Genomic DNA, 23,334 nt, shown 5'->3' on the forward strand with positions numbered 1-23,334 from the left:
AAAGGTCAGGGCGGCTTACGTCTGTTTCAGTAGTGGGGGCACAGGGCATTCTCGCAGCCAAGACCCCCCCGGCAAAAGTCACCGGGAGCTTGAGAGGAAGGCCGACGATGCAGAGCTTCAAGCCAGATTAGGCTGGCGCGCTCACCCTTCTGAGCCATTCCCTTCCGCCCGCCGTTCCCAGCGGCGCGGGGCGCGCTCCGGCAGGCTGGTATCCGCTTTGGCGTAGTAAGTCTCCTCACCGAACTGGTTGTCGGCCGCTTGTTGCAGCTCGCGCGAGGGCGCGACGAAGAACTGGTCGTGAGTCTCCATGAAGATGACTTCGCCGGTGGGCCGCATAAAGCAGAGGAACAAGGGACACTTGCCCGGGTGCGCCGCCACCAAGGCCTGGACCGAGTCAAGGTGCTCCGGCTTGAGATGAGCAGTGTGCAGGCGCAGGTGAACTTGTTTCGTGAAACGCAGCGGCGCGTCTTCCAACGGTATGATCTCCTGGGGGAAGAGCTTGGGCCGGTCATCCCCGAGATTGACTTCGCCGATGACCAGGATGGCTTTGCCCGGCGCCAGCAACTCCCGATACTTGTCGTAGTTCTCGTTCAGGCAAAGGACCTGCACCGAGCCTTCCAGATCCTCGAGGGTGACCAGCGAATAAGGCTTGCCGCTCTTCTTGGAGACGCCGTTCTGAACTGCCGCGATGAGCCCGCCGATGCGCGTGAGGCTGCGGCTGGGCAACTGTGCAAGTGTGACGGTGTTGGCCAGCGCGTACTTCTCGAGCACCGGCACGTAGGGGGTAAGCGGATGTCCCGTCACGTAAAAACCAAGCAACTCCTTCTCATACGCCAGCAGTTTGTGGTCAGGCCATTCCGGGAAACTGTGGTTTTCCTCCGGAGCCTGCACTGACCGGTCCTCCAGGGCACCAAACAGCGAGGCTTGACCGCGCTCCCGGTCGGCGACAATGCTGGCCGCGCGGGCTAGGGTGCGGTCCATTCGCGCGAACAAGGTCGCGCGGGTCTGGCCCAGACAATCGCAGGCGCCGCACTTGATCAATGCCTCCAGGACCTTGCGATTGACTGTGCGGGCATCCACGCGCTCACACAGATCGGCCAGCGAGGTGAACTTCCGTCCTTCACCCCGGCCTTTCAAAATCGCTTGCACCGCGACTTCTCCGACCCCCTTAACGGCCGCCAGGCCGAAGCGGATAGCGCTGCCGGGAGCGCCGACGTCCAGTCGGCTTTTAATCTCTGGCGATACTGGTGGCCTTACGGAGTCTGCGGGCGTCTGAAGCCGGCTGGAGGTCGGCGTTTCCAGTGCCGGCGCGAAATGGACCTGGCTTTCGTTTACATCCGGCGGGAGGACCTCGATATCCATGCTCCGCGCCTCGGCAATGTACTGGCTGAGCTTGTCGGTGTCCGCCATGTCGTTGGTCATCATGGCGCAGAAGAACTCGACAGGGTAATTGGCTTTGAGATAGGCGGTCTGATACGCGAGGACGGCATAGGCGGCGGCGTGGGATTTGTTGAAGCCGTACCCGGCAAACTTCTCCAACAAGTCGAAGATCTGGTTCGCCTTCGCCGCGGGTATGTTGTTTACCCGCGCGCACCCCTTGACGAAGATCTCGCGCTGCTTGATCATCTCATCGTAGTTCTTCTTGCCCATGGCCCGGCGCAGCAAGTCCGCCCCGCCCAGCGTATAGCCCGCTAGCGCCTGCGCAGCCTGCATCACCTGCTCCTGGTAAATCATGATCCCGTAGGTCTCGCTGCAAATCGGTTGGAGCAACGGATGCTCATATTCGATGTTAATCTCGCCGTGGCGGCGCCGGATGAACTCAGGGATCAGCTCCATCGGTCCCGGACGGTAGAGCGCGATCAACGCTGTGATGTGCTCGATGGAGGCGATCTGGAACTTCCGGCACAGGTCTCGCATCCCGCTGGATTCTAATTGGAACACGCCGAGTGTGTTTGCCTTGTTCAGCAGGTCATAGGCCTTGGGGTCGTTCAGCGGCAGTGTGTCAATGGGCACTTCGATGCCGCGCGTCTGCTTGACCATTTCACAGGTGTTGCGAATGACCGTGAGGGTTTTGAGACCAAGAAAGTCCATCTTCAGCAGGCCGAGCGCACCAACCGGCCCCATCGCATACTGGGTAACGATGCCGCCGTCCTCGTCCTGTTTGAGGGGAAGCAGGTTCACCAGTGGTTGGTCGCCAATCACCACGCCGGCCGCATGCACCGAGGCGTTGCGCGTGAGGTCTTCGAGAACGAACGCCGTGTCAATCAGCTCGCGCGTAATTTCTTCGTTCTCGTAGGCCTGCTTTAGCTCAGGTGATTGTTTGAGTGCCTTTTCGAGCGTCATTTTGAGGTCGAAGGGAATCATCTTCGCCAGCCGGTCCCCATCGCTGAAATTCAGACCCATCACCCGGCTTACGTCACGGACAACGGCTTTGGCGCCCAACGTGCCAAAGGTAATGATTTGCGCGACGGCATCCCGGCCATACTTCTCCCGGACGTATTCGATGACATCGGCGCGCCGGTCGTCGGCAAAGTCAATGTCAATATCCGGCGGGTTAACGCGCTCGGGATTGAGGAACCGCTCGAACAGCAGGCCGTAGCGGATTGGGTCCACGTTGGAGATGCCCAGAAGGTAGGTCACCAGGGAGCCGGCGGCTGAGCCGCGCGCTCCGCAGGGAATGCCCCGCTCATGGCCGTAGCGGATGAAGTCACTGACAATCAGGAAGTAGCTGACGAACCCCGTCCTCTCGATGACTTGGAGTTCAAGCTGAAGACGGTCCAAGAGAGCTTGGACCGCAGCAGCGGCTGGATCCGTGGCGCAGGCGCGGTCGCCCGCGGATTTGCGCGGCGTCCTTGCTGCGAGGCGGTTGGTGCCGACGGAAGCGGGGGGGGGGATGTCCCCGGTGTCCGCTGGCGCGGTTGCTTGCGCGACATAGGTTGGGAGCCGTCGCGGATCTTCGACGCGTTCGATAATGAAATCATGCTTCTCGGCTCGCGCGTGGATGCCGTAGCGTTTGCGCAATCCTTCGGTCAGCAGATGTCGCAAGTAGCCTTCGCGCGTGAAATGCTCCGGCGGATGGAAGACCGGATAATGCAGTGTATCGAAATCGATTTCCAGGTTGCACTTGTCAGCCACTTCCAGTGAGTTCAGCACAGCTTCCGGGACCTCGGAAAAGCGCGCCCGCATCTCGTCGGCGGAGCGGAGATAGAATTGCTGGTCGGCGTAACGCAACCGTTTTGAATCGGACAACTGGGTCTGCGTGCCGATGCAAATCAAACAGTCGTGCGCGTGAGCATGGTCCTTCTCGATGTAATGCACGTCGTTGGTCGCAACGAGCTTCAGGCCGAACTCCCTGGCCCAAGGGATCAAGTGGCGGTTGACCTTGGCTTGTTCGGGCAAGCCATGGTGCTGTAGCTCCAGGTAGAAGTTCTCCGCGCCGAGCGTCTGCTTGAACCAGTCGATCGTTTCGCGCGCCCGGGGCAGTTGGTCCTTCTGAATCAACTCAGGGATTTCACCTTGCAGGCAGCCAGACAGAGCGATCAGCCCCTCCTTGTGCGTGGTTAGCAGTTCCTTGTCTATGCGCGGTTTGTAGTAGTAGCCTTCCAAGTGCGCCTTGGTGGCGAGCTGGATCAGGTTCTTGTAGCCAACCTCGTCCTTGGCCAGCAGAACAAGGTGGTGATACACATCCCGCCCGCCTGTGCTCGTCTTCTTCTCGAACCGGCTCCTGGGAGCGACATACACCTCGCAGCCAATGATTGGCTTGATGCCTCGTTTGCCTGCCGCTTCGTAGAAGTCAATCGCACCGTAAAGCGTGCCGTGGTCGGTGATCGCCAGGGCGGGCAACCGCAGCTCATGCGCTTTGTCCATCAGCCGGTCCAGCCGGCAAGCCCCATCGAGTAGTGAGTACTCGGTGTGCAGGTGGAGATGGACGAAATCTGCGTGCGCCATAGGAACACTCTACGGCTGGACAACCCTGCCGGGCAAGAAGCGATAACACGGTGGAGTTCATCCGGGGGCATCCCCTTTCCAGCCCGAACGTGGGTGAGGAGAAACTGCAGGTGGGAATCGGCTTGTTTGTGTTGATACGGAGTGCCGCCACAGTCTGCCGTTCCTGGCGTGGTAAGCGCAGTCGTGTCCGGCGATTACCGGGCCAGAACTTGCACTGTCCGCGCCCTTCTGCTGCTGGCTGAACTCCCAAACTAGTGCTTGCTCCTGGTCCGCCCCCGGCCCTATAAGCAGATTCATGCGGAGCGAAATTGGGAATTATACCCGGGCATGGAGCGGCAAAAGATGCTTGGGCGTTGTTGAGGTTAACCTCGACCCTTAGACATCCAGCCGTGCGTTGCGTTCTTCCTCTCTATTTCGTAACCGTGGGGGCGTTCGCGCTGGCGGCGTACGCCGCGGCTCCATCCGCAGCGTCGGCAGACATCGGCCAGGTCTGGGTACCTTCATCGGCAGATAAGGTGGTGCGCGTTAGCGGGGTCTATCCGCACCTCGCGGTGTTTAACACCTATGGCGAGTGCGGCATTGGCGCGGTCGTGCCCTGGGCGGACAAGCTCTGGTTTATCACCTACCCGCCGCATTGCCCGCAAGGAAGCCAGGACAAGCTCTACTCGGTGGACCAGAACCTGAAGCTGGAGATGCGTCCCGAGAGCGTCGGGGGCACCCATGCCAACCGTATGATCCACACCGAATCGAGGCAGCTTATCATTGGGCCGCATTTCATTGACGAGGGCGGCAACGTTCGCACCGTGGACATCTCGCGCATGGCGCTGCGCATTACCGGCAACGCCCGGCACCTCACCGACCCCGCACACAAGGTGTATTTCGTCGGCATGGAGCGCGAACTGTATGAAGTGGATGTCAATACCCTGGGCGTGAACAAGCTGTACGGTTTGCTCGGTGGCACTTATCCCGGCACCCATGGCAAAGGCGCCGCCACCAGCGCGGGGCACCTGGTCGTGGCCAACAACGGCGAGCGGGGATGGAGCTTCGCCAAAAACTCGAGTTTTGACGGCCCCGCCGGGTGCCTGGCCCAGTCCGACGGCAAGGATTGGAAACAGGAATGGCAAGTGATCGAGCGTGCGGCGTTTACCGAAGTCACTGGGCCCGGTGGCTTGCACGGGAGTGCGCCAGGGGACGATCGCCTGTGGGCGCTGGGCTGGGACAAGCGCTCGGTTATTCTCAAGCTGCTGGAGCACGGCGAATGGCACACTTTCCGCCTGCCCAAGGGCAGCTATGCTCACGACGCCTTGCACGGCTGGTATACCGAGTGGCCGCGCATCCGCGAAGTGACCGGGGGACGGTGGCTCGCTCACATGCATGGGCTTTTCTTTGATTTTCCCAGGACCTTCTCAGTCGCCAATTGCGGCGGGCTGCGGACCATCTCCACTTACACGCGCATGCCGGTGGATTACTGCGCCTGGCAAGGCCAAATCGTGATGGCTCGCGACGATGCCTCGATCATGCAGAACGAACTGGCCGGTCAATCCCATTCCGCTCTCTGGTTCGGGAGCTGGTCCGACCTCGAAGGCTTCGGCGCGCCCATCGGCTGGGGTGGTCCGTGGCTGAATGACGACCTCAAGGCTGGCGAGTCTTCGCCACCTTTCCTCATGGCGGGCTTCAGCGAAGGGACACTGCATCTGAAGCACCGCTCGGATCGCGCCATGGAGTTTGCGGTCGAGGCTGACTTGCATGGTCGCGGCCAATGGAAGCCGGTAGCCAGCGTGTCTGTGCCCGCCAATGGTTATGCGTTCCGTGTGTTGGATCAGGAGTTGAAGGCCCAGTGGGTGCGCGTGAAAGCCCGGCAGGCCGTCCGGAGCGCCAGCGCCTTCTTCCATCTTGGCAGCCCGGCGCGCTCCGCTGATCCAGCCCGGTTCGCCGCCCTGGCAGACTGCGATTATCGCGGTGCGGTCATTGATGCGCTGGTCAAGCCGGAAGCAGGTGACGCTCGCAAGCTTGTCCTGGCGGCAAACACTTACCAGGGAGGGCAGGTGAAAGAGCAACACGTCTGGATCATGGATGGCCGGCTTGACTTCAAGCCTTTGGGCGACGCCGCCAGTGACACGCTACTGCGCAGGCAATACGGCACGAAGCACAGCTTCAGCGTGGATGCCGCGTCGGTGTTGGTAACGGAAGGGGACAGACGCTACCGCCTGCCCAAAAGTGCGGTTGTGTATGACGAGCCCTTTGCCACCGGCTGGCCGCGCGACCTGCGTGAAGTTGTTACCGAGCGCAGTCTCTTCAACGCTCACGGGACCATTTACGAAGTTCCCCGCTCCGACGCGGGTGGCTTTCAGCGTATGCGGCCCATCACTACTCACAACAAGCGTATAAGCGACTTCGCGTCTTGGCGCGGTCTTCTTGTCCTTGCAGGTGTGCGCGCCGACGCCCAACCGGACGAGCATTGCTACAAGTCCGCCGGCGGCAAAGTGGCTGTGTGGTTCGGTAATGTGGACGACCTCTGGCGCATGGGTGCTCCCGTGGGCGAGGGCGGACCTTGGAAAGACACCCACGTGGCGCCGGACGCGCCCAGCGATCCTTATCTTATGGCCGGCTACCGCACCAAGTCGCTGGCGCTTTCGCACCGGGCCACGGCGCCGGTTACGTTCACCATCGAAGTGGACTTTGCCGCTAACGGCGAATGGAGCGAATACCGGAAACTAACTGTCGCGCCTGGAAAGACGGCCCGGCATCAATTCCCGGCGGGTTATTCCGCGCACTGGGTGCGGCTGAAGGCCGATCGCGCGGCCAAGATTAGCGCTGTCTTTCGCTATGCGCCTTAGCCAGGGGCGCCTTCCCCGAGGTTGCAGGGGAGCGACGCGGGCAGAGCATATTTCGTAGGTTCTTCTCTATGTGTTGGGGGAGATGTCTGAAGGACCTCAGCCAGTTCCCGCTTGACCGCGTTTCGGTCGTCGGCAGCATGATGCCTACATGCTTTTGCCCAATATTCAGGCAGTCTCAAGAAGACAGAACTTCCTACTGCCAGCATTGTTGTTGGTGTTGGCTGGCACCACACTCGCCGGCATAGGGAACGCCGCGGGGGCCCAGAAGAAGAGCGCTGGTCCGGCACCCCTGCCAGGGGTGCAGGTGTTGCGCGACCTGGAATATGTCCAGGGGGGACATGAGCGCAACCGGCTGGATCTTTACCTTCCTGAGAAAGCAGCCCGGCCCCTGCCGGTGATCCTTTGGGTGCATGGCGGCGGGTGGACGCGCGGAGACAAGACGAATGGGCCGGCGTTCCGGTTTGCCACCAAAGGCTACGCGGTGGCCTCGATCAACTACCGATTCAGCCAGCACGCGATCTTTCCCGCGCAAATCCACGACTGCAAGGCGGCGGTCCGCTGGCTGCGCGCCAACGCCCGGGAATTCGGCCTGGATGCGGATCATATTGGGGCTTGGGGCAGCTCGGCCGGCGGACACCTTGTGGCGCTACTTGGCACCACGGCGGGCGTCAGAGAACTGGAGGGTCCGGGCGGGAACGAGGAGCAATCCAGCCGGGTGCAGGCCGTGGTGGACTGGTATGGCCCAACGGACTTCCTCACGGTGGGCGCGAAAGAGACCCGCGCCAAATTGCTCGGAGGCGATGCGCAAGAGAATAGGGAGAACGCCAGGAAAGCCAGCCCCATCACTCATGTGTCCAGGGATGCGACCCCATTTCTAATCATGCACGGCGATCTCGACGCCACTGTTCCAATCTCCCAAAGCGAGACGTTCGCCGGAGCGCTGAAGAAAGCTGGGGCGGATGTAACATTCGTAGTCCTTAAAGGTGGCAAGCACGGTGGCGCCCTTTTCACCAGCGACAAGAACCTGAAACACATTGAGGAATTCTTCGGCAAGCATTTGCTAGAGCCAAAGCCCGCCCATCCATAAGTTCGGCGCGCCCGGTATAATCGAATCCAGGTTTTCTCTCGTAGGGGCCAGGCGGGTGCGGGGGTCTATTTGGCGATGTGGTAGGTGAGAATAGCCGAGCCGGGCCGCGCCGCGATGCTTACGGGCAGGCCCTTCTCCAGCAGCTCGGCCCCAGACATTTCCTTCGTGTCGGGAGAGTCCAGGTTGACGATGCGGTAACGGGCATCTGGCTGGAGGCCGCGCAGTTTGAACCGCGCTGATTCATAGACACTATGGTCGCGGCGAAACGCCTGGACCAAGCCCTCGCCCAAATCGGCGCGGTGGAACTGCCAGGCCATCCAGATGTCCAGCGCTTTTGAATAACCTGATAGCGGGTAGTAGTCCCCCAGGAAGCATGGCTGAAGGCGACGGTACTGTTCCAAAGCTGCCCGGGCCTTCTCGATCGGGAAGCCGCCAAAAGGGGGCACGGTCTGGCTGGCCTCGTCGTTATTGAAGAGGCCAAACACCACCGAACTGGAGATCGTGCTGCGCCAGGCATATTCACTGTCGCGGCCTGGTGTCACTGAGCCTGTGGCGTTGAGCGGCACCCAGAACGAAAGGCCGTAAGTGTGGCATTGCTTGCCGTTCGGGTCGCCGGGGAAATCGGTCCGCCAGAAGGGCGTGCTGCGCTCAATGGTCTCCAGGTCGATGCGTCGGCCGCCACTGGCACAGTTGTCAATGATGAGATGCGGATGGCGGCGAAGCAGTTCGTCCCAGAACGCATAGAGGCCTTCGACCCACCGAATCTCAGTCATGCCCTGCCGGTCCGGAGCGTCGGCGGCCCGCCAGAATTCGAGCGGCGCGATGTTCGCATCATGCCGGTAGCAATCGAGCCCGTATTCCCTGACGCAATCAGAAAAGAAGTCGGTTATGAACTTCCGCGCCTGCGGGTTGCCGAGGTCGACCAGCCGGTCATTCTCCTTGATCTGGTTGCGCAGGCTCTCGGACTTCACCCAGTCTGGAAAGGTCTGCTTTTCCCAGCGATAGACTTTCCTTTCCGGCGGCAGAGCCAGCAGCCATTTGTCCAGTTCCGCTGCCCACGGCGTGCCCTCGCAGACACGCTCCGGCTCGAACCAGAGCAGGAATCTGCGGCCGGACTGGTGGAGCAGATCGCTGAGAGGCTTGAGCCCTTGCGGATAGAAGTCCTTGTTTACCTGCCAATTGCCCGTGTTTTGCCACCATGGGACACGGCCAAACCATTCGGCGTCAATCCAGTAATAATCCACCGGGAGGTTTGCGGCGGCGATGGCCTTGATGTTGGCAAGGTGATTGGAGGCGTGCATTCTGCCCCAGGTGCCGTTAAGCAGCGGCGGCACCAAAGAGTGGCCGTTTACCGTCGGTCGGTGGTGTTCGAGTAAGAATCGCCGCCACTGGTTCTGGCCGTCAATCCAATCCCCTTTGTAGTACAGCAGGGCCACACGCGGCGACCGGATGCGTTCGCCCGGATGCAGCTTGAGGTGTGTCAGCGCCAGGCCGGCCTTGATTCGAGTTTGCTTCGGGGCGGACTGCGTGAAGTCGGCGGCCCACTCGCCCGACCAGCCAAGGCCGATGATCACGCCTTCCCGCGAGGGTATTTCCCAGTTGAAGAAGGGCAGGAAATCGCTTGATGAGCGTCCTCCTCCGGCCTCCAGATGCAGGCGCGCGCCAGGGCCCATCGGCTCGGTCAACGGCTGAAAGTCGTCCATCGAACACGTCGCGCCCCTGGCATAGTGGACGAGCGCGTTGCCGGCTGGCGAATCCAGCGGCAGGTCCAAGGTAGATATGTTCTCCAGGATGGGCGTGTCGTTGGTGCCGGTGTTCTCGAAGTGCAGCACCCACTCGACCGCGGGATGGTTGGTGTATTGCGTCACCTCGCACTCGATGAGCAGGCCTGTAACGGGATCGGTTAATCGAACGGTATGCGAGCGTTGCACACCACGCGGCTTGGGCAACTCCTGCTTCAGCTTCCACGCCGGCAGCACCTCGCTGGAGGACCTCCCGCCATACTTGAAGGAGAGCGGCAGAACTGCTGTGTTGTTTCCAAAATGCCTGGCGACCCAGTCACCGCTGATGGTGCTGGCCGCAAGTGGGCGGGCAACTCCTGATGTGGTGATTAAGATGAGCGCGACCGGGATGGATATGGTGTTCATCGGTTGGCTGGGCACGGTTATACCGGTTCCCACTACACAATGCTATGCCTTCCTTTGGGCAACGCTGCCAGCGAGACGCAGTTGCTCCTGATTCAAACGGACCGTATCTCCTGGCGCAGGAAGATGAAGTAGGACAGAGCGAAGCAAACCAGGGTGAGCCCCGCCAACAGGGCCAGGTAAGGGCCGACCACTAGGATTGACTGGTCCAGCGGCAGCGGATTCTGGAATCGTTCCATCGAGAGACGTTCCATGGGCTCGACCAGGACCATGTTGCTGCGGGTGCGGCGGTAGGGGTCCAGTATGCTGGAGGTGGATTGGGAGTATAACACCACCGGCGACGCCAGGCTGGCAGCGTCCGATATGCGGCGGTTGGCGACAACCTGCTCGGGGTCAGCGGGGTCGTTCACGCGGGCCACAGCATCCGCGGCAAGATCGGCGGCAAAGCCCATGAAGAACGAGCAGAATATCCACAACGCAATTGCCGCCAGGGCCGATGTGGCCAACGAGCGAAAGAGAATCGAGAACAGGATGGACAGCCCCAGCCAGAAGGAGACGTAGGCGATGCTGATGAGCAGGTAAACCACCAGCCGCCCCACTTCTTCCCATCCGGGCACCACCCCGACCGTGAAGAGGCCCATGCCCGAGATCAGCAGAACAAGGCAGAGGAGCATGATGGAGATGGTGATTACGCCTGCGAGGAACTTGCCATTGATGACGGCGTCGCGGAAGATCGGCTGGGACACCAGCTTGGTGAGGGTGCGGTGATTGCGCTCGCGGTTGATGGCGTCGAAGCCGGTGACGATGCCGATCAACGGCCCGAAGAAGGCAATGAACTGGACCAGCGAGAAGAACTTGCCCGGCACGGTGAAGAGCAGGAGGAATACCTGTGACGGCTTGGCCATGCCTTCGAGCGTCTCGCGCAGGTTGGTGGCGGCCATGTAGCTGGTGACCAGCGCCACCATGACAATCAGGCAAAAGAGGATCAGGAAGCGGATGGAGCCGAAGTGGTCGGCGAGTTCTTTGCGGCAGATGGTCAGCATGGTTTGGCCTCCCGGGAGTAGCGCAGATAGATTTGCTCGAGGCCGGTGGCGCCCGGCTGGCTGCCAGCCAGTTCTGCGATCGTGCCGAGCGCAGCCAGTTTGCCTTTGCTCATGATGCCCACGCGGCCGCAGATGCGCTCGGCGTGGTTGAGCAGATGCGTGCACATCAGAACCGTCATGCCCCGCTCGCGGTTGAGCGAGACGATCAGTTCGAGCATTTTGTTCATGCCGTCCGGGTCCAAACCCAGCGCCGGCTCGTCAAGGATCACCAGCTTGGGCTCCTTGAGCAGCAACTCGGCGATGCCCAGGCGCTGGCGCATGCCGTGCGAGAATTTGCCGACCAGCTTGTCGCTTTCGCCTGACAATCCAACCGTGCCCAGGGCGTGGTCCAGGAGCGGCTGCAGCCGGGCTTCGGGAATCTGGTTCAAGCGCGCCACGAAGCGCAGGTTCTCACGCGCGGTCAGGTCGTCATAGAAGCCGACATTCTCGGGCAGGTAGCCGACCTGGCGCTTGATTTGCAGCGGCTCGCGCACGGGATCAAACCCCAGCACCTCGGCCCGTCCGGTGGTCGGTTCCGTCAGGCCCAGCAGCATGAGAATGGTGGTGGTCTTGCCCGCGCCGTTAGGGCCGAGGAACCCGAAGATCTCGCCATCGTTCACCTCGAACGACAGCGCATCCACAGCCGTCTGGCGGCCATAGCGGCGGGTCAGGCCCTCGGTTTTGATGACAGCGGCCATCGGGGTGCGGCGCAGGTTATCTCCGGCCAAGAATGCGGAACATTACGCTTAGCCCCAGCACCACCAGCACAATGATCCCCACGCCGATCCAAGCCCACTTGGACGCGGCGTGAAGGGTCACCCGGAATTCTATATTCTCGTTAGCCTTCTCGCCTTCGACCTGAACGCTGACGGAGTAATCGCCGATCAACGCCTGCTGGGCCGGGGTCATAGTGATTTCCACCTGCTTGACGGCGCCGGGCTCCAGGTTCTCGATCTTCTCCGGCTTGAATTCCACTTTCCAATTCTCCGGTTTGAGGGCGGAGAACTTGACTTCGCGCTGCGCGGCTGAGCCAGTGTTCTGGACCAGCAGCGTCACGCCGGCCTTCTGGCCGCGTTCGGTCACTACGGAGAGCAAGCCGTTGGCGGTTCCAGCCTTCAGCGAATAGGTGCCAGTGAGCACCACCTTGAGATCCTGCTCCGCTTTGGCCTTGGGCGATTGCACTTCCACTTTGAAATCATATTCCCCCGCCTGCACGTTGTAAGGCGGGGTCACCTCCATCTCGACGTTCTTGCTCTGGCTGGCCGGGATCTGGAGCGAGCTGATCTGCTTCTGCTCGTAGGCGGGTTTGAAGGAGGTTTCCCAGCCCTGCGGCGCGGTGGCGCGGAAGTTGAAGACCGCGTCCTGGTCGGTGTCGTTGCGCACGTCGAGCGAGAACTGGAACTTGTCGCCCGAAGGCCCGCGCAAGGTCGGGTAGCTGGTTTCTATGGTCACGCGCTGAGCGGCCTTTTGGTCCCCAGCCACGGTAACGGTGACGGCGGCGTTCCGTTCGATCGCGCCGTCGGCGGTCTTGGCCCGGATGGCGAACTGGTAGGTGCCGGGCGGCAACTTCTTGAGCTCCTTGTCCTTCGGCTTGGCAGTCAGGTTCAAGGTCTGGTCTTCCTTCGAGGCGACGAACAATCCGCTGACGATGGTGCTGAAGCGCTTAATCTGCACGTCCCAGTCTTTCGGAGCCTCGGCCACCTCGACCAGCACCGTCTCATCGCTGCGCCCGCGGTTCTTGATCAGCAGGTCCACGCTAAGGCTGTCTTCCGGCGAGATGGTGATGCCGGGGTATTGGAACGCGACCGTAATCAGCCGCGCCGGGAGTTCGGCGGCAGCGTCGGCGGCCCTTGCGGCCAGCACGCCTGCCATGCAAGCCATCATCATACTTACCAACGTTCTTTGTCGTATGCTGTGCATAAATCCATCCAGTCGTTTTGGCTGATGCCTGTAGGGGCGGCCCTGCGTTCACGCAGACCGCCCGTGCGGTTCGTTCGGTGAAACTGACAACTAGCCTGAGAAGATGTTCAAACGCGCGGACAGGGTCAAGAACTGCTGGGGTGCGGCACCCGGATGATGGGCGCCCTTCTTACTGGATGATGAGGTCATCCGTCGTGTACATGATCCGGTCTTGGCCGGCGGAGCGGATCTCGGTCTGTGTGCCGGAGAGTTGATGGAAGAAGTAGGGGGTGTTCCAGGGATCAACCAATTCACCCTTTGCGTTGACGCGATTGCCGTCGGTTTTGAGGAACTGGAGTTGCCTGGGGTTATCTCCGTTCAAGGCGGCGGTGATTTCCGGGTTTGTGCCGACCGGGTTGCCGCCGAACGTCTGACCGTAAAGACGGATGGTGGTGCGGAGGCTCTCGAGGATGGTTGCGGGCGGGAGGCTGGCCAGCTCGGGCGGCAGGGGTTCGACAGCGGCCGGGATTGGAGGCGCACCGGGCTCGGCAGAGGCCACGGTTTGGTTGGGCTGCGCAACGGGTTGGCCAGCCGTTTCCGGCGAGCCGGATTGCGTGGCTGACGCCGCCGCGTTTTGCGCATCGGCGGCGGGTGGATTCGGCAGCGCAGCGGCAGTCCGGGCAGGGCGCGCGCGGAGGAAGTACCATCCGGCACCCGTTGCAAGCAGGGCAAGCAACAGGAAGGCAACCGTCCGCATCATACGAACCCGAGGTTGCGTCCGGAGAATCGGTCGAGATTAGGGAAGACGGTCAGCAGGTTGCTATTGTCCACTCCAAACCAGGAGGCGAGTGTCGCGAAGTACTGGTCAATGGCGGTGGTGGGAATCCAGCGGCCGGTGCTGGTGTCGTCCGGGCCGTTGACGGTCAACGTGGGCCATATGCCATAGGTGCGCCGCCCCTGGACTGCGCCGCCAAGGACCAGGTGGTGACTGCCCCAGCCGTGATCGCTGCCCTGACCGTTGCAGGGGAAGGTGCGGTTGAAATCGCTGGCAGTGAACACCGTTACGTTGTTCGACAAGCCGATCTGTTCCATGGCGCGCTGGAACGCGTAGAGAGACTGGCTCACCTCGGCCAGCAGGTTCGCGTGCGAGCCGCGGTACGGGATCGGGACGCCGGCGGTGACCGTGGTCTGGTTGGCATGGAGGTCGTAACCGCCTACCGAGCAGAAGAAGATCTGGCGCTTCATGCCGAATCCGCCGGAGGACCGGGCGCGCGCGCCGGCCTCGATGAGCCGGGCGATCATCCTGAGTTGCGGACCGAGCGACGAGTTGAAGGTCGTAGCCGGGTAGGTAGGCAAGACCACCGTGCCAGGAAACGTCGTGGTCCAGTAATTGGCGGCGGCGGTCGGGGCAATGGCGGTATTGAGCAGCGCGCCGGTCGTGATGGAATGGGCGGCGACATCGGCGTAGGCTTTGGCCTGCAGGTTTGGGTAGGGCGCCCCGAGGATGTTCGTCAGGGCCTGCAGCCGCGCGCCGGTGAGCTGGCTGGTGGGTGTGAGCGCAATCGCACCGGAGGTGGAAACCGAATAGGAGGAAACGAAATTGCCGGTTTCAAAGGTATTGGCCCCCGCCAGCGTGATCGCCATTGATACGGCCGCGTCCGGTTGAACCGAGGCGAGCAGATCGCCGCAGCGGCCGCCCCAGCCGGTACCGGGCGGCCGATCGGGAACGGAGGTTTGCCATTGAGTGACCTGGTCGGAATGAGAGAAGAGCTGGGGCGGTCGCTTCAGGATCCCGCCTTGGTACTCGGCGCGGGTCATGGGATAGACGAGCGTGCCGACGTTAAACACCGTTGCGAGCTTCCCTTCGCCGAAAAGGGTCTGCAGCTCGGGGCAGGCGGGGTGGAGGCCGTAGCTGTGGCCGTCGCTGTTAAGGGGCGAAATCGGCAGGACAAGGGTGTTGGGCGGGCCGCCAGTCAGCGGCAGGGCCAGCACGGGAGTTCGGATCGCAGCGTAGTCGTCGTATTCGGACTGGAGGGTCGGAATAATGAGGTTGTTGGAGTCGTTGCCGCCGGCGAGGAAGAGACACACCAGGGCCCTGTAGTCGTTGATGCTGCTTTGGGCGACAACGGCATTCATCAGGCGCAGATCACGGACCGTCGAAGTCAGGGCGACGGTGCCAACGGCGGCGCAGGCGGCCTGGCGGATGAACTGGCGGCGGGTGAGCATCGAACCGGCGGGGGGTCTCATAAGCCTATTTCTGGATGGTGAAATCGGGTGAGGTGAGCAGTAAATGAACCGCGGCACGGACGCGGTTGCGGATCTGAGTGCTGGTAGGAGGCGTGCTGTAGGCGAGACTGGGGCTGGCGACGTAGTTGACGATCGCGGTTCTTGCCGCGGCGGAGACTTGGCCGCCGGTCAGCAGGGCGCTGAGCGAGTCCACCAGATTGCCCACGCCCGCAGCGGTGGCGGTGTAATTGGTCGTCATCCATGGCCCGATGTCCAGGACAATGTCGCCATCGCCCGAGGTGAAGCTGCTCAGGCCGTTGGTGTTGTTGCCGTTGTTGAGAATTCCATTGGCAAGGAAGTTCATCTGCACTGCCACTTCGGTGTCCGAGGTGAGCTGAAACTCCGGGGTGGTCAGGCCGGCCGCCGCCAGCACCCCCGGGAATTTGTAGTCCGGGAAGAAGTAGTTGAACACCGTCGGCGAGCGCAGGGGAGTCTGCGTCAAATTGGCGTCGGTGTTGCCGAGGTTCCAGGTGCTTTGCTGCAAGCCCAGGAGCCCGGCGCGGGTCAGCGGCGGCGGACTGAGCGGATAGGCGTTGAAGCCGCCGCGAGTTTGGCTGGCGGAATTGGTGGCCACCACCGCAAACCGGGTCGGGTCCGGAACAGCCGCAACCTGGTACACGCCAGGCGGGGCGGTGCCAGTGGAGAACTTGAGCAACACCGCCTCGCCCACGCTCAACCCATGCTGGCTGGAGCAACTGACCGTTATGTTGGTTCCGGACTGAATGTAGCCGCCGGCCTGGATTCTGTGGATTAAGCCGCTGCCCGACCGCGTGGCGCTGTCGGCCGCGTTGACCTTAAAAGAGGAAGTTGAAATGACCGCCTCCACTTGGTACTGCCCGCTCGCGCCCCCACCAGTGGTGCAGACGAGATAGACCGGATCGGCGGCCTGCAGGCCGTGGCTCGCGAGCGAAAGCGTAATGACGTTCGCGGATTGGGTATAGGTGCCCGACAGAAGATTGGGCGCATTGACGGTGAAGTTGGTAAGGCTGGTGACCGTTACGGTGTAGCCCTGCGTGGGCGGGGCAGGCTGGCCGGAGGTGTCGGTGAAATCGAGCAGGACCACATCATTGTTGTTCAAGCGATGGGCGGCCGTGGTCGTAACGGTGATGTGCTGGGTGCCGGATTGGTCATAGGTGCCGCCAAGGCCTGGCGGCGACGGGAACGCGCGTGCGGGGGCGGTGACGCGCAGCAGCGGCTCGCGCTGTTTGCCGAAGGTCGGCTGGGTGATGAAGCCGGGGCTGCGGGCCTCGTAGTCGAGCAGGATGGCCCGGATGACGGCGCCCAGATCGCCGCGCACGCCCGAGCCGTTGTCGTTGAATCTCTGCGCGACGCGGTACAGGTAGTCGCGGCTGGGATGGCTGGTGACGAGCCTCTGGATGAGCTGCCGGCAGATGAAGGGACCGACATTCTGGTGATGGAAGATCGAGTCGAGGGCGTGCTCCAGGTCCTGCGAGCAGTAGTAGTCGAAATTGGTCTTGGTGGAGTCGGCCTGCGCCCCCCAGGCGGGTGGAAGGACCACATTTTCCAGCAGCCGTTTGGCGCCCAGTTCATGGCGCGAGGGCACGAGCACCATCGGGTTGGTGTAGTTCGCCGGGACGGACCAGGTGGTCGGCAGCCGCCCATTCGCCTGGTTGGGCTGGTAGTAATTCCAGCCGGTGAAGACGCTGGCGAAACCCATGATGACGTCCTGATCGTAGGTGGGCACCAGCGTATCTCCCGAGCTGAGCACCAGGCTGCCGTCGGGCCACATGCGATACAGGCCGATGGAGAACAACTGGAGAATCTCCCTTGCGTAATTCTCATTGGGGTGCAGACCGGTGATGAGGCTCCCCTTGCTATTGGCGCGCATGTCCAGATAGAGGCCCATCGCGGGTGCAAGTGTGACCGCCTCCAGCAGATCGCGGAAGTTGCCGAACGCGTTGTCCAGCAGGGTGTCGTAATAGGAAGACAGCGCGCGGGCGTTGTTTCGCAGCACGCCGTTTTCGGAGACGACCATAATCTCGCTCAGCGCGAAGGCAACTCGCTGGCGCAACTGGTCGGGCGCGGTAACCGACCGGTGCCACCACGCGTTGAACGTGAGCGCACTCGGATAGGGCACCGACGGGTCGGCCGAGACACGGTCGAGCACATGAGGCAGGTGATGTGTGGACGGCAGGCTGGTTTGGTAATCAATCCAGCCGCTGTAGCCGAGCGCCTGCACGTTGGCGATCTCGGCAGCGCTCGGGCCGTAGGTGGCCTGGATGAGGAACCGCGCGGCGGCGTTCGAGTTGCTCGAATCGTCGCTCCAGGCCGGCGGATCGGGCGGCGGCGTAAATGTCTGGGTGCCATTGGCCAGCGTGAAATGGCCGTTGATCTCGCCGCCCGGGTAGTTGGCGGTGTGGAGGTTAATGTAAGCTTTGCCCTCCTTGATGATCTCCCGGATCTCACCGGCGGACAGCGCGCCGACCGGCGCAATGGTCCAGAGGTAACTGCCGTCGGACTGCTGCGGCGTCGTATCAATATCGAACATGATTTGGCCCGGCTTGCCCAGATACGGCTCCGAATGGATATGCTGGCCGGTGATCGGCGCGGTAAGGTTGTTGTACGTGAACTTCAGCACTGCGTGCGATTCATCGGGGCTGACGCGCAGGGTGGCGCTGCCCACACCTGAACTGACCGCGCCGGCCTGGGCGAGCATCGTGGCGCTGTAAAGCGTGCCGGGCTGATAGGTCGGCGGCACCGGGAAGAAGCGAGACAAGACGTAGCCCGGGATTACCTCGTTGGGAACGTCGTTGGTGCCGGTGGGGTCCTGGAGCCAGGCGACGGACCAGTTGTCGTTCGTTCCGGCGCCGGCTTTGTGAAGAATCTCGAGGTAGTAGCGCTGGCCGGCCACGAGCGCCAGCCACGGCGACCGTTGGTTTGGCTGGAGGTTCCACTGGCGCGGAGCGGTCGGAGCGCTGGACAGGACATATGCGCGCCTGACTTTGTTCACAGGCTCGCTGTCGCTGGAAATCCACAGCTCGGCCGAGTCGCCGGCCGCGAGCCAGAAGTAGTAATTGCCTGTGACCGGCGCTGTGAGGTAGCCCCGGACGCGCTCGCCGTAGTTGTCGCCAAAGTCAGTGATCCCCTCGAGGGTGCCCAGCGAGTTGGTCAGCGTGGCCGGCGTGTTTAGCGGGATGTCCGCGACGTTGACGCCGCTGACGCTGGTCCAGACCTCGCGCGTCACGGCGCTGCCGGTATCCAGCACCTGGATGGCTACGACAGAGCTGCCCAAACCCGCCGAGTTGCCGGCTGTCAGGGTCACCTGGTAGTCGCCGGCCAGCGTGGGAATGCCGCTGATCACTCCGTTGGTGGAGTTGAACCCGAGCCCGGGGGGCAAGCCGCTGGCGGAGTAGGAACTGGCGGAATTAGCCCCCACGTTTGTGTAGTTGAACGGAATGCCGACGAAGGCCACCGCCGTTATTGGGCTGACGACGGCGGACGGCGCGTTGGTGGTTGGATAGAGCCTGCTGGCGGGTATGATCTGCTTGGCCTGGCTTGGGCTATACCACGAAAGCCGGGCCGAGGCTGTGCCCGTGAGCTGGAAATACTCCATCCTGATGTTGTATCGCACGCCTGCTTGCAGATCTATGGTGCCGACGGAGTCAGCGGCGTTCCGGCTTGACCACACGTTAACAATGAGTTGGTCATTGACCCAGAGCTTTACACCGTCGCCGGTATTGGCGACGAAGTAGTAGGTCTCCGAGTACTGGGGCTGCACCTGGCCGGTCCACCGGACGCAGTAATAGCCGTTATTCGGGATCGGATTGGTGGTGTTGCCCCAGGTGAAATCAATCGTCGGGTCCACACGGGTGAGCTTCAGGTTGGCCGGATTGAAGTTCGCGCTGCTGGAGTAAGTCGCGCTGGAATTGGTATAGTATTGGCCCGTCAGGCCGGTGCCGCCGGGGGTTGCCGAAGGATAAATCACCACGCTGGCGTTGCCGGGGGCGCCCTGCTGGTAGCCGCTTCCGGGCAGCAGTTTCAAGGTCGCAATGACCGGCAGCAGCAAGTTCGTGTTGGCCAGCGGCGTCACAGTCATGGATTGGGAACTCGCGCCTGCCGGGAAGTGAACTGTCCGCGGCACGACGGCATGGTCCAGGCCTTCAGTCGCCACGCCCGGACCCGGCCCGGCCAGGGTCAAGTTGGCGGTAAAGGCAGTTAACGGGAACCCGCCGCGACTGAGGGTCACCAGCCCAGAGTTTACGGCGTTCTGCCCTGCGTCGGGTTGGATGGCGGTCGGGTCGGTGGCCACGATGGTCACGACATTCTGCGACGCGAGCTGGCTCACTGAGTAAACGTAATCGTTCATCGGTTGACCGTTGCCGTCCAATTGGCTGTTGCTGGCGGCCTTGGCCGGGTCCAGACCGAGTTCGTATTCCTCCCAATCGCTCACCCCGTCGCCGTCGGTGTCCAGGTCCGCAATGGCGATGCGGAGGAACTTCGAGGTGCCGATGGCGGGCGCGCTGAGCGTGACGATTGTGCCGGTCCGCGCTGCCACGCTGGCCTCCGTCACCCAGTTGGACGCGCTGGCGGGGCCAAGCTCGGCAACACTCTGCAACTGGTATTGCTTTCCGAGCGCACAGGGCATGGTGACCGTGAAATTTGTGACCGAATGGACCGCGGTGGCAATCCGGGCCGCGGAAGCGGGGTCGAGAGGATCGGTGCCCGCGGTGCTTTCGAGGGCATTGGCAACACCGTCTCCATCGGTATCGGCACTCGGGCTGAGATTGCCGGCGTCGAACATGAGTTCCCAGATGTCGCTCATTTCGTTGCCGTTGCGGTCAATCATGATGCCCACGCTTTGGGAGGCGAGCTTCCATACCGCGTAGGCGTAATCGCTCATCGGCTGGCCGTGACTGTCCAGTTGGTTGTTGCTCCAGTCCCTGGTGGGATCGGTGCGAAGTTTGTATTCCTCCCAATCATTCACGCCGTCGCTGTCCGTGTCCACGTCCGCAACCGCGATGCAGAAGAATCCGGATGCGCCGCCGACGGGTGCGCTCAGCGTGACGACGGTGCCGGTTTGCGCCAGGACGCTCGCCGCCGTGACCCAGTTGGACACGCCGGCCGACACGAGGTCCGGCGAACTCAGCAATTGGTAGCGCTTGCCAGGAAAGCCGCACAACGTGACACTGATGGTTGCGGCGGTATGGGCCACCGCGTCAAGCTTGAGCGCGGAGCCGGTGTCGAAGGGATTCGTTCCCGCGGTGCTTTCGAGGGTGTTCGAGACACCATCTCCGTCCGAATCGTCGTTCGCGTTAAGGTTGTCCGCTCCGCAAATTAGCTCCCAGAGGTCACTCCTCCCGTTGGCGTTGAGGTCAATCTTCTGGGCGTGGCAGTGGGCGGCTCCGGCAAGGACGATTGCCAGGACGGCGATACAAGGCCCCACAAGGGTTGATTTCATCAAATGGCGTCTGACGATAAGGAGCCGGTTCGAGTGTTATACTTGCGACGCACGCCTGCCCTATCACCACGCTCTTCCTGACGCGGATACTAACTGACCCGCAGGCGCTTGTCAAGATCGATCTGGCCAGCATCAACCGTCAGCGCGTATGCGTGAAGCTGCTGGAGGAGCGCGGGTATTCTGCCCGCTTTGCGGAGTGCGAGCCAGACAAGCGGGCATGCCCGCGCGCCTTCATGCAGGCGGGCTGAACCAGCGGGGTGGCATTCGCATAGCTCACGGCTTGGATGGCCCTTAAGTGCCTGTGCCAGCGTTAGTTATGCTGGTTTTCAGGGGGGAGGGGGGTGGGGAACTGACGTAAGTTTCGGAGCTGGAGTGGTTTGTGCAGGTGAACCTACGGTGTGGATACAGTGTGGATACGGTGCGGATACGGAGGGATTCCCTTGTGCGTCGGGGCCGCATCCCGATCAGGGTCAAGTTGAGCCGCCAAGTCCTGGGCCGGGTGGCCGAGTGGAGACTAGTAGTAGGATGAATGACGCAGCGCTCAGCCGGGGCTGGGCCACGGTCAGGCTTGCTTTAGCTCGGCCTTGATGTCGCCGACCATCTTTTCCAGGCGGTGGCCGTATTCGATGTAGTTCTGCCGCATGGCGGACTCGTTGAACGCTTTCGACTGGGCATCGTGGAAGACGACAACCATGTGGGGCTCGATGGAGAGGCCGGCGTCGTAGCCGCGCGCCACGGCGTCTTTGAGGATGTCGCGCACACGGCCTTGCCCTTCGCCGGGCCAGTTGTAGTCGGCGTCGTTCTTCGCGGGGTTCCAGGTGGCGTCCTTGATGTGGATGTGGACGGTGTGATCGCGCAGGTGGGTCCAGAATTCCCAGGGGTCCTGTTTGGGCCAGGGCGCGGGTTTGGAGCGGTCGGGATTGAAGATGGGGTTGGCGGTGTCGAAGACCCATTTGAGGCCGGGGCACTTGTCGAGCAGCTCCAGGGCGTGCTGCCAGCTCATGCCGCCGTAGTTCATGCAGTTTTCATGAACCGGTTGAAGGCCGGCGTCGAGGAAGCGGTTTGTGACGTCCTTCACTCGGCGGAATACCTCGGTGGGTATTTTGTATTCATCATCGGCCGGCTTGAAGCTCATGATGCGAATGTATTTGGCGCCCGCGCGCTGCATTCGTGGGATGGCGCGGTTAACCTCCGCCAGGGTGATGTCGAAGGGGTCGCCCACTTTTTTGGCCCAGTTCATGATGGTTGACCCGAAGCAGTAGGCGCCGATGCCGGCTGCCTCCAGCTTGCGGACGGCCTGGTCGAACGCCTCGTCCGGTATGTCGTGGAAGTTGGCCTTGGCGAATCCGGGGACCTCGACGCCCCGGGGCTCAAGGAATTTCCAGCCGAGTTCCCGCGTGGCCTGAACCTGGCCGTCAATGCTGTTGGCGCCTTCGTCGCCGATGCCCATGTATTTCATAGCTATTTCCTGAATGACGCGGTGAAGTCTTCATTGGATACCTCCACCACTTTCTTTTCCACCTTCGAGGCGGAGATTAACTGGTTAAGCTGCTGCTCGTAAGCCGCGCTATCCATCGGCAGTTCGACTGTCTGGCCGGTGAGCGAGGAGTAGAGGATCACGTTGGCCAGCTCGACGGAATGGATGCCCTCCGCGCCCGGGGCAACGAGCGGCTCGCCGTCGAGGATGGCGTTCACGAAGTTCTGCATCAGCACGGCGTGGCCGTTGGGGGAGGCGCTGAAGGGGATTTCGACGTTCCAGACCTCCGGCTTGGCGAAGCCGAGCCTGGCGCTGCGGCTGAACTCAATCATGTCTTCCTCGTTGCGTGTGAGGGCAAGCTTGTCGGCTTCGAGCAGCAGCTTCCCCCGCGTGCCGATGATCTCGAAGCGATTGGTGCCGGGGGACTCGCCGGTGGAGGAGACGAACGTACCGGTGGCGCCGCCGGCGTATTCGAGGTAGGCGGAGACATTGTCCTCGACCTCGATGTCGTGGAACCGGCCGAGCTGGCAGAAGCCGCGCACGCGGGCCGGCATGCCCAGCAGCCATTGCAGGGCATCCAGGTTGTGCAGGCATTGGTTGAGCAGCACGCCGCCGCCCTCGCCCTTCCAGGTGGCGCGCCACCCGCCGCTTGCGTAATACGCCTCCGTGCGGAACCAGTCAGTCATGATCCAGCTGATGCGCACGATCTCGCCCAGTTCGCCGCTTTGGATGAGCTTGCGCATCTTCAAGTAACGCGGCTCGGCGCGCAGTTGGAACATGCCGGCAAACACCAGCTCGGGGCGCTGCTGATGGGCGGCAATCAGCCGCTCGGCATCGGCCTTGTGCGCGGAAATGGGCTTTTCGACCATCACGTGCAGGCCCTGCTTGAGGGCGGTTATGCCGAGTGTGGTATGCTGATAATGCGGGGTGGCGATGATGACCGCGTCCACCAGCCCGGAGCGAATCAGCTCCTCGGGGTCGGTGAAAGTCCTCAACGGTTTGTATTTCTCCAGCTTGCCCGTCACAGCGTCCGAAACAGCGGTCACCTCGGCGCGGCTCACCTTTCCACCGGTGAGATAGCCGAAGTGGTGCTGGCCGATGTTGCCCAAGCCGATGATTCCCAAGCGCACTTTGTTCATGGACAGGAGTCTAGTC

12 protein-coding genes are annotated in these 23,334 nt (G+C 62.1%); 2 read left to right on the top strand and 10 right to left on the bottom strand.

Translation table 11 applies throughout. From position 1 onward, the window contains the following. Positions 1-141: 141 nt before the first annotated feature. Positions 142-3,948 (bottom strand): DNA polymerase III subunit alpha, encoded by a 3,807-nt coding sequence (gene dnaE / locus P5205_15150; protein HSA11700.1) that lies wholly within the window; start codon positions 3,946-3,948, stop codon positions 142-144. A gap of 389 nt (positions 3,949-4,337) precedes the next feature. Here dnaE and P5205_15155 point away from each other — a divergent pair, with 389 nt between their 5' ends. Both P5205_15155 and P5205_15160 read left to right on the top strand, forming a co-directional pair. Next, positions 4,338-6,785: a hypothetical protein gene (locus tag P5205_15155; GenBank protein HSA11701.1), complete on the top strand. Its 2,448-nt coding sequence runs from the start codon at positions 4,338-4,340 to the stop codon at positions 6,783-6,785. Positions 6,786-7,002: 217 nt separating this feature from the next. Continuing rightward, the gene (locus tag P5205_15160) at positions 7,003-7,872 is read left to right on the top strand and encodes an alpha/beta hydrolase (GenBank protein HSA11702.1); all 870 of its coding nucleotides are present in this window, start codon (positions 7,003-7,005) and stop codon (positions 7,870-7,872) included. A 65-nt stretch (positions 7,873-7,937) separates the two neighbouring features. On the opposite strand, the gene P5205_15165 is transcribed toward P5205_15160, so the two are convergent. The 9 genes from P5205_15165 to P5205_15205 all read right to left on the bottom strand — a co-directional run bounded on the left by P5205_15165 (position 7,938) and on the right by P5205_15205 (position 23,318). Continuing rightward, positions 7,938-10,019 (bottom strand): alpha-galactosidase, encoded by a 2,082-nt coding sequence (locus P5205_15165; GenBank protein HSA11703.1) that lies wholly within the window; start codon positions 10,017-10,019, stop codon positions 7,938-7,940. 92 nt (positions 10,020-10,111) lie between these two features. Next, on the bottom strand, positions 10,112-11,059 hold the full coding sequence (locus P5205_15170; protein ID HSA11704.1) for an ABC transporter permease subunit: 948 nt from the start codon (positions 11,057-11,059) through the stop codon (positions 10,112-10,114). Next, the gene (locus P5205_15175) at positions 11,053-11,796 is read right to left on the bottom strand and encodes an ABC transporter ATP-binding protein (protein ID HSA11705.1); all 744 of its coding nucleotides are present in this window, start codon (positions 11,794-11,796) and stop codon (positions 11,053-11,055) included. The genes P5205_15170 and P5205_15175 overlap by 7 nt, the downstream gene beginning before the upstream one ends. 16 nt (positions 11,797-11,812) lie before the next feature. Continuing rightward, positions 11,813-12,985: an NEW3 domain-containing protein gene (locus P5205_15180; protein HSA11706.1), complete on the bottom strand. Its 1,173-nt coding sequence runs from the start codon at positions 12,983-12,985 to the stop codon at positions 11,813-11,815. 202 nt (positions 12,986-13,187) lie between these two features. Beyond that, positions 13,188-13,757, bottom strand: a complete 570-nt coding sequence (locus tag P5205_15185) for a hypothetical protein (GenBank protein HSA11707.1) — start codon at positions 13,755-13,757, stop codon at positions 13,188-13,190. Further along, entirely contained in the window at positions 13,754-15,244 is a 1,491-nt protein-coding gene (locus P5205_15190; GenBank protein ID HSA11708.1) for a DUF1501 domain-containing protein, read from the bottom strand. The genes P5205_15185 and P5205_15190 overlap by 4 nt, the downstream gene beginning before the upstream one ends. 4 nt (positions 15,245-15,248) lie before the next feature. After that, positions 15,249-20,702 carry a DUF1800 family protein gene (locus tag P5205_15195; protein HSA11709.1) on the bottom strand — a complete coding sequence of 1,818 codons (5,454 nt, stop codon included), beginning with the start codon at positions 20,700-20,702 and terminating at the stop codon, positions 15,249-15,251. Between the two features lie 562 nt (positions 20,703-21,264). Continuing rightward, positions 21,265-22,161, bottom strand: coding sequence for a TIM barrel protein (locus tag P5205_15200; GenBank protein HSA11710.1), 897 nt, complete (start codon positions 22,159-22,161; stop codon positions 21,265-21,267). 2 nt (positions 22,162-22,163) lie between these two features. Next, positions 22,164-23,318, bottom strand: a complete 1,155-nt coding sequence (locus P5205_15205) for a Gfo/Idh/MocA family oxidoreductase (GenBank protein ID HSA11711.1) — start codon at positions 23,316-23,318, stop codon at positions 22,164-22,166. Positions 23,319-23,334 lie beyond the last annotated feature (16 nt).

The organism is Candidatus Paceibacterota bacterium, from assembly GCA_035452965.1.
GTDB lineage: Bacteria > Verrucomicrobiota > Verrucomicrobiia > Limisphaerales > UBA8199 > UBA8199.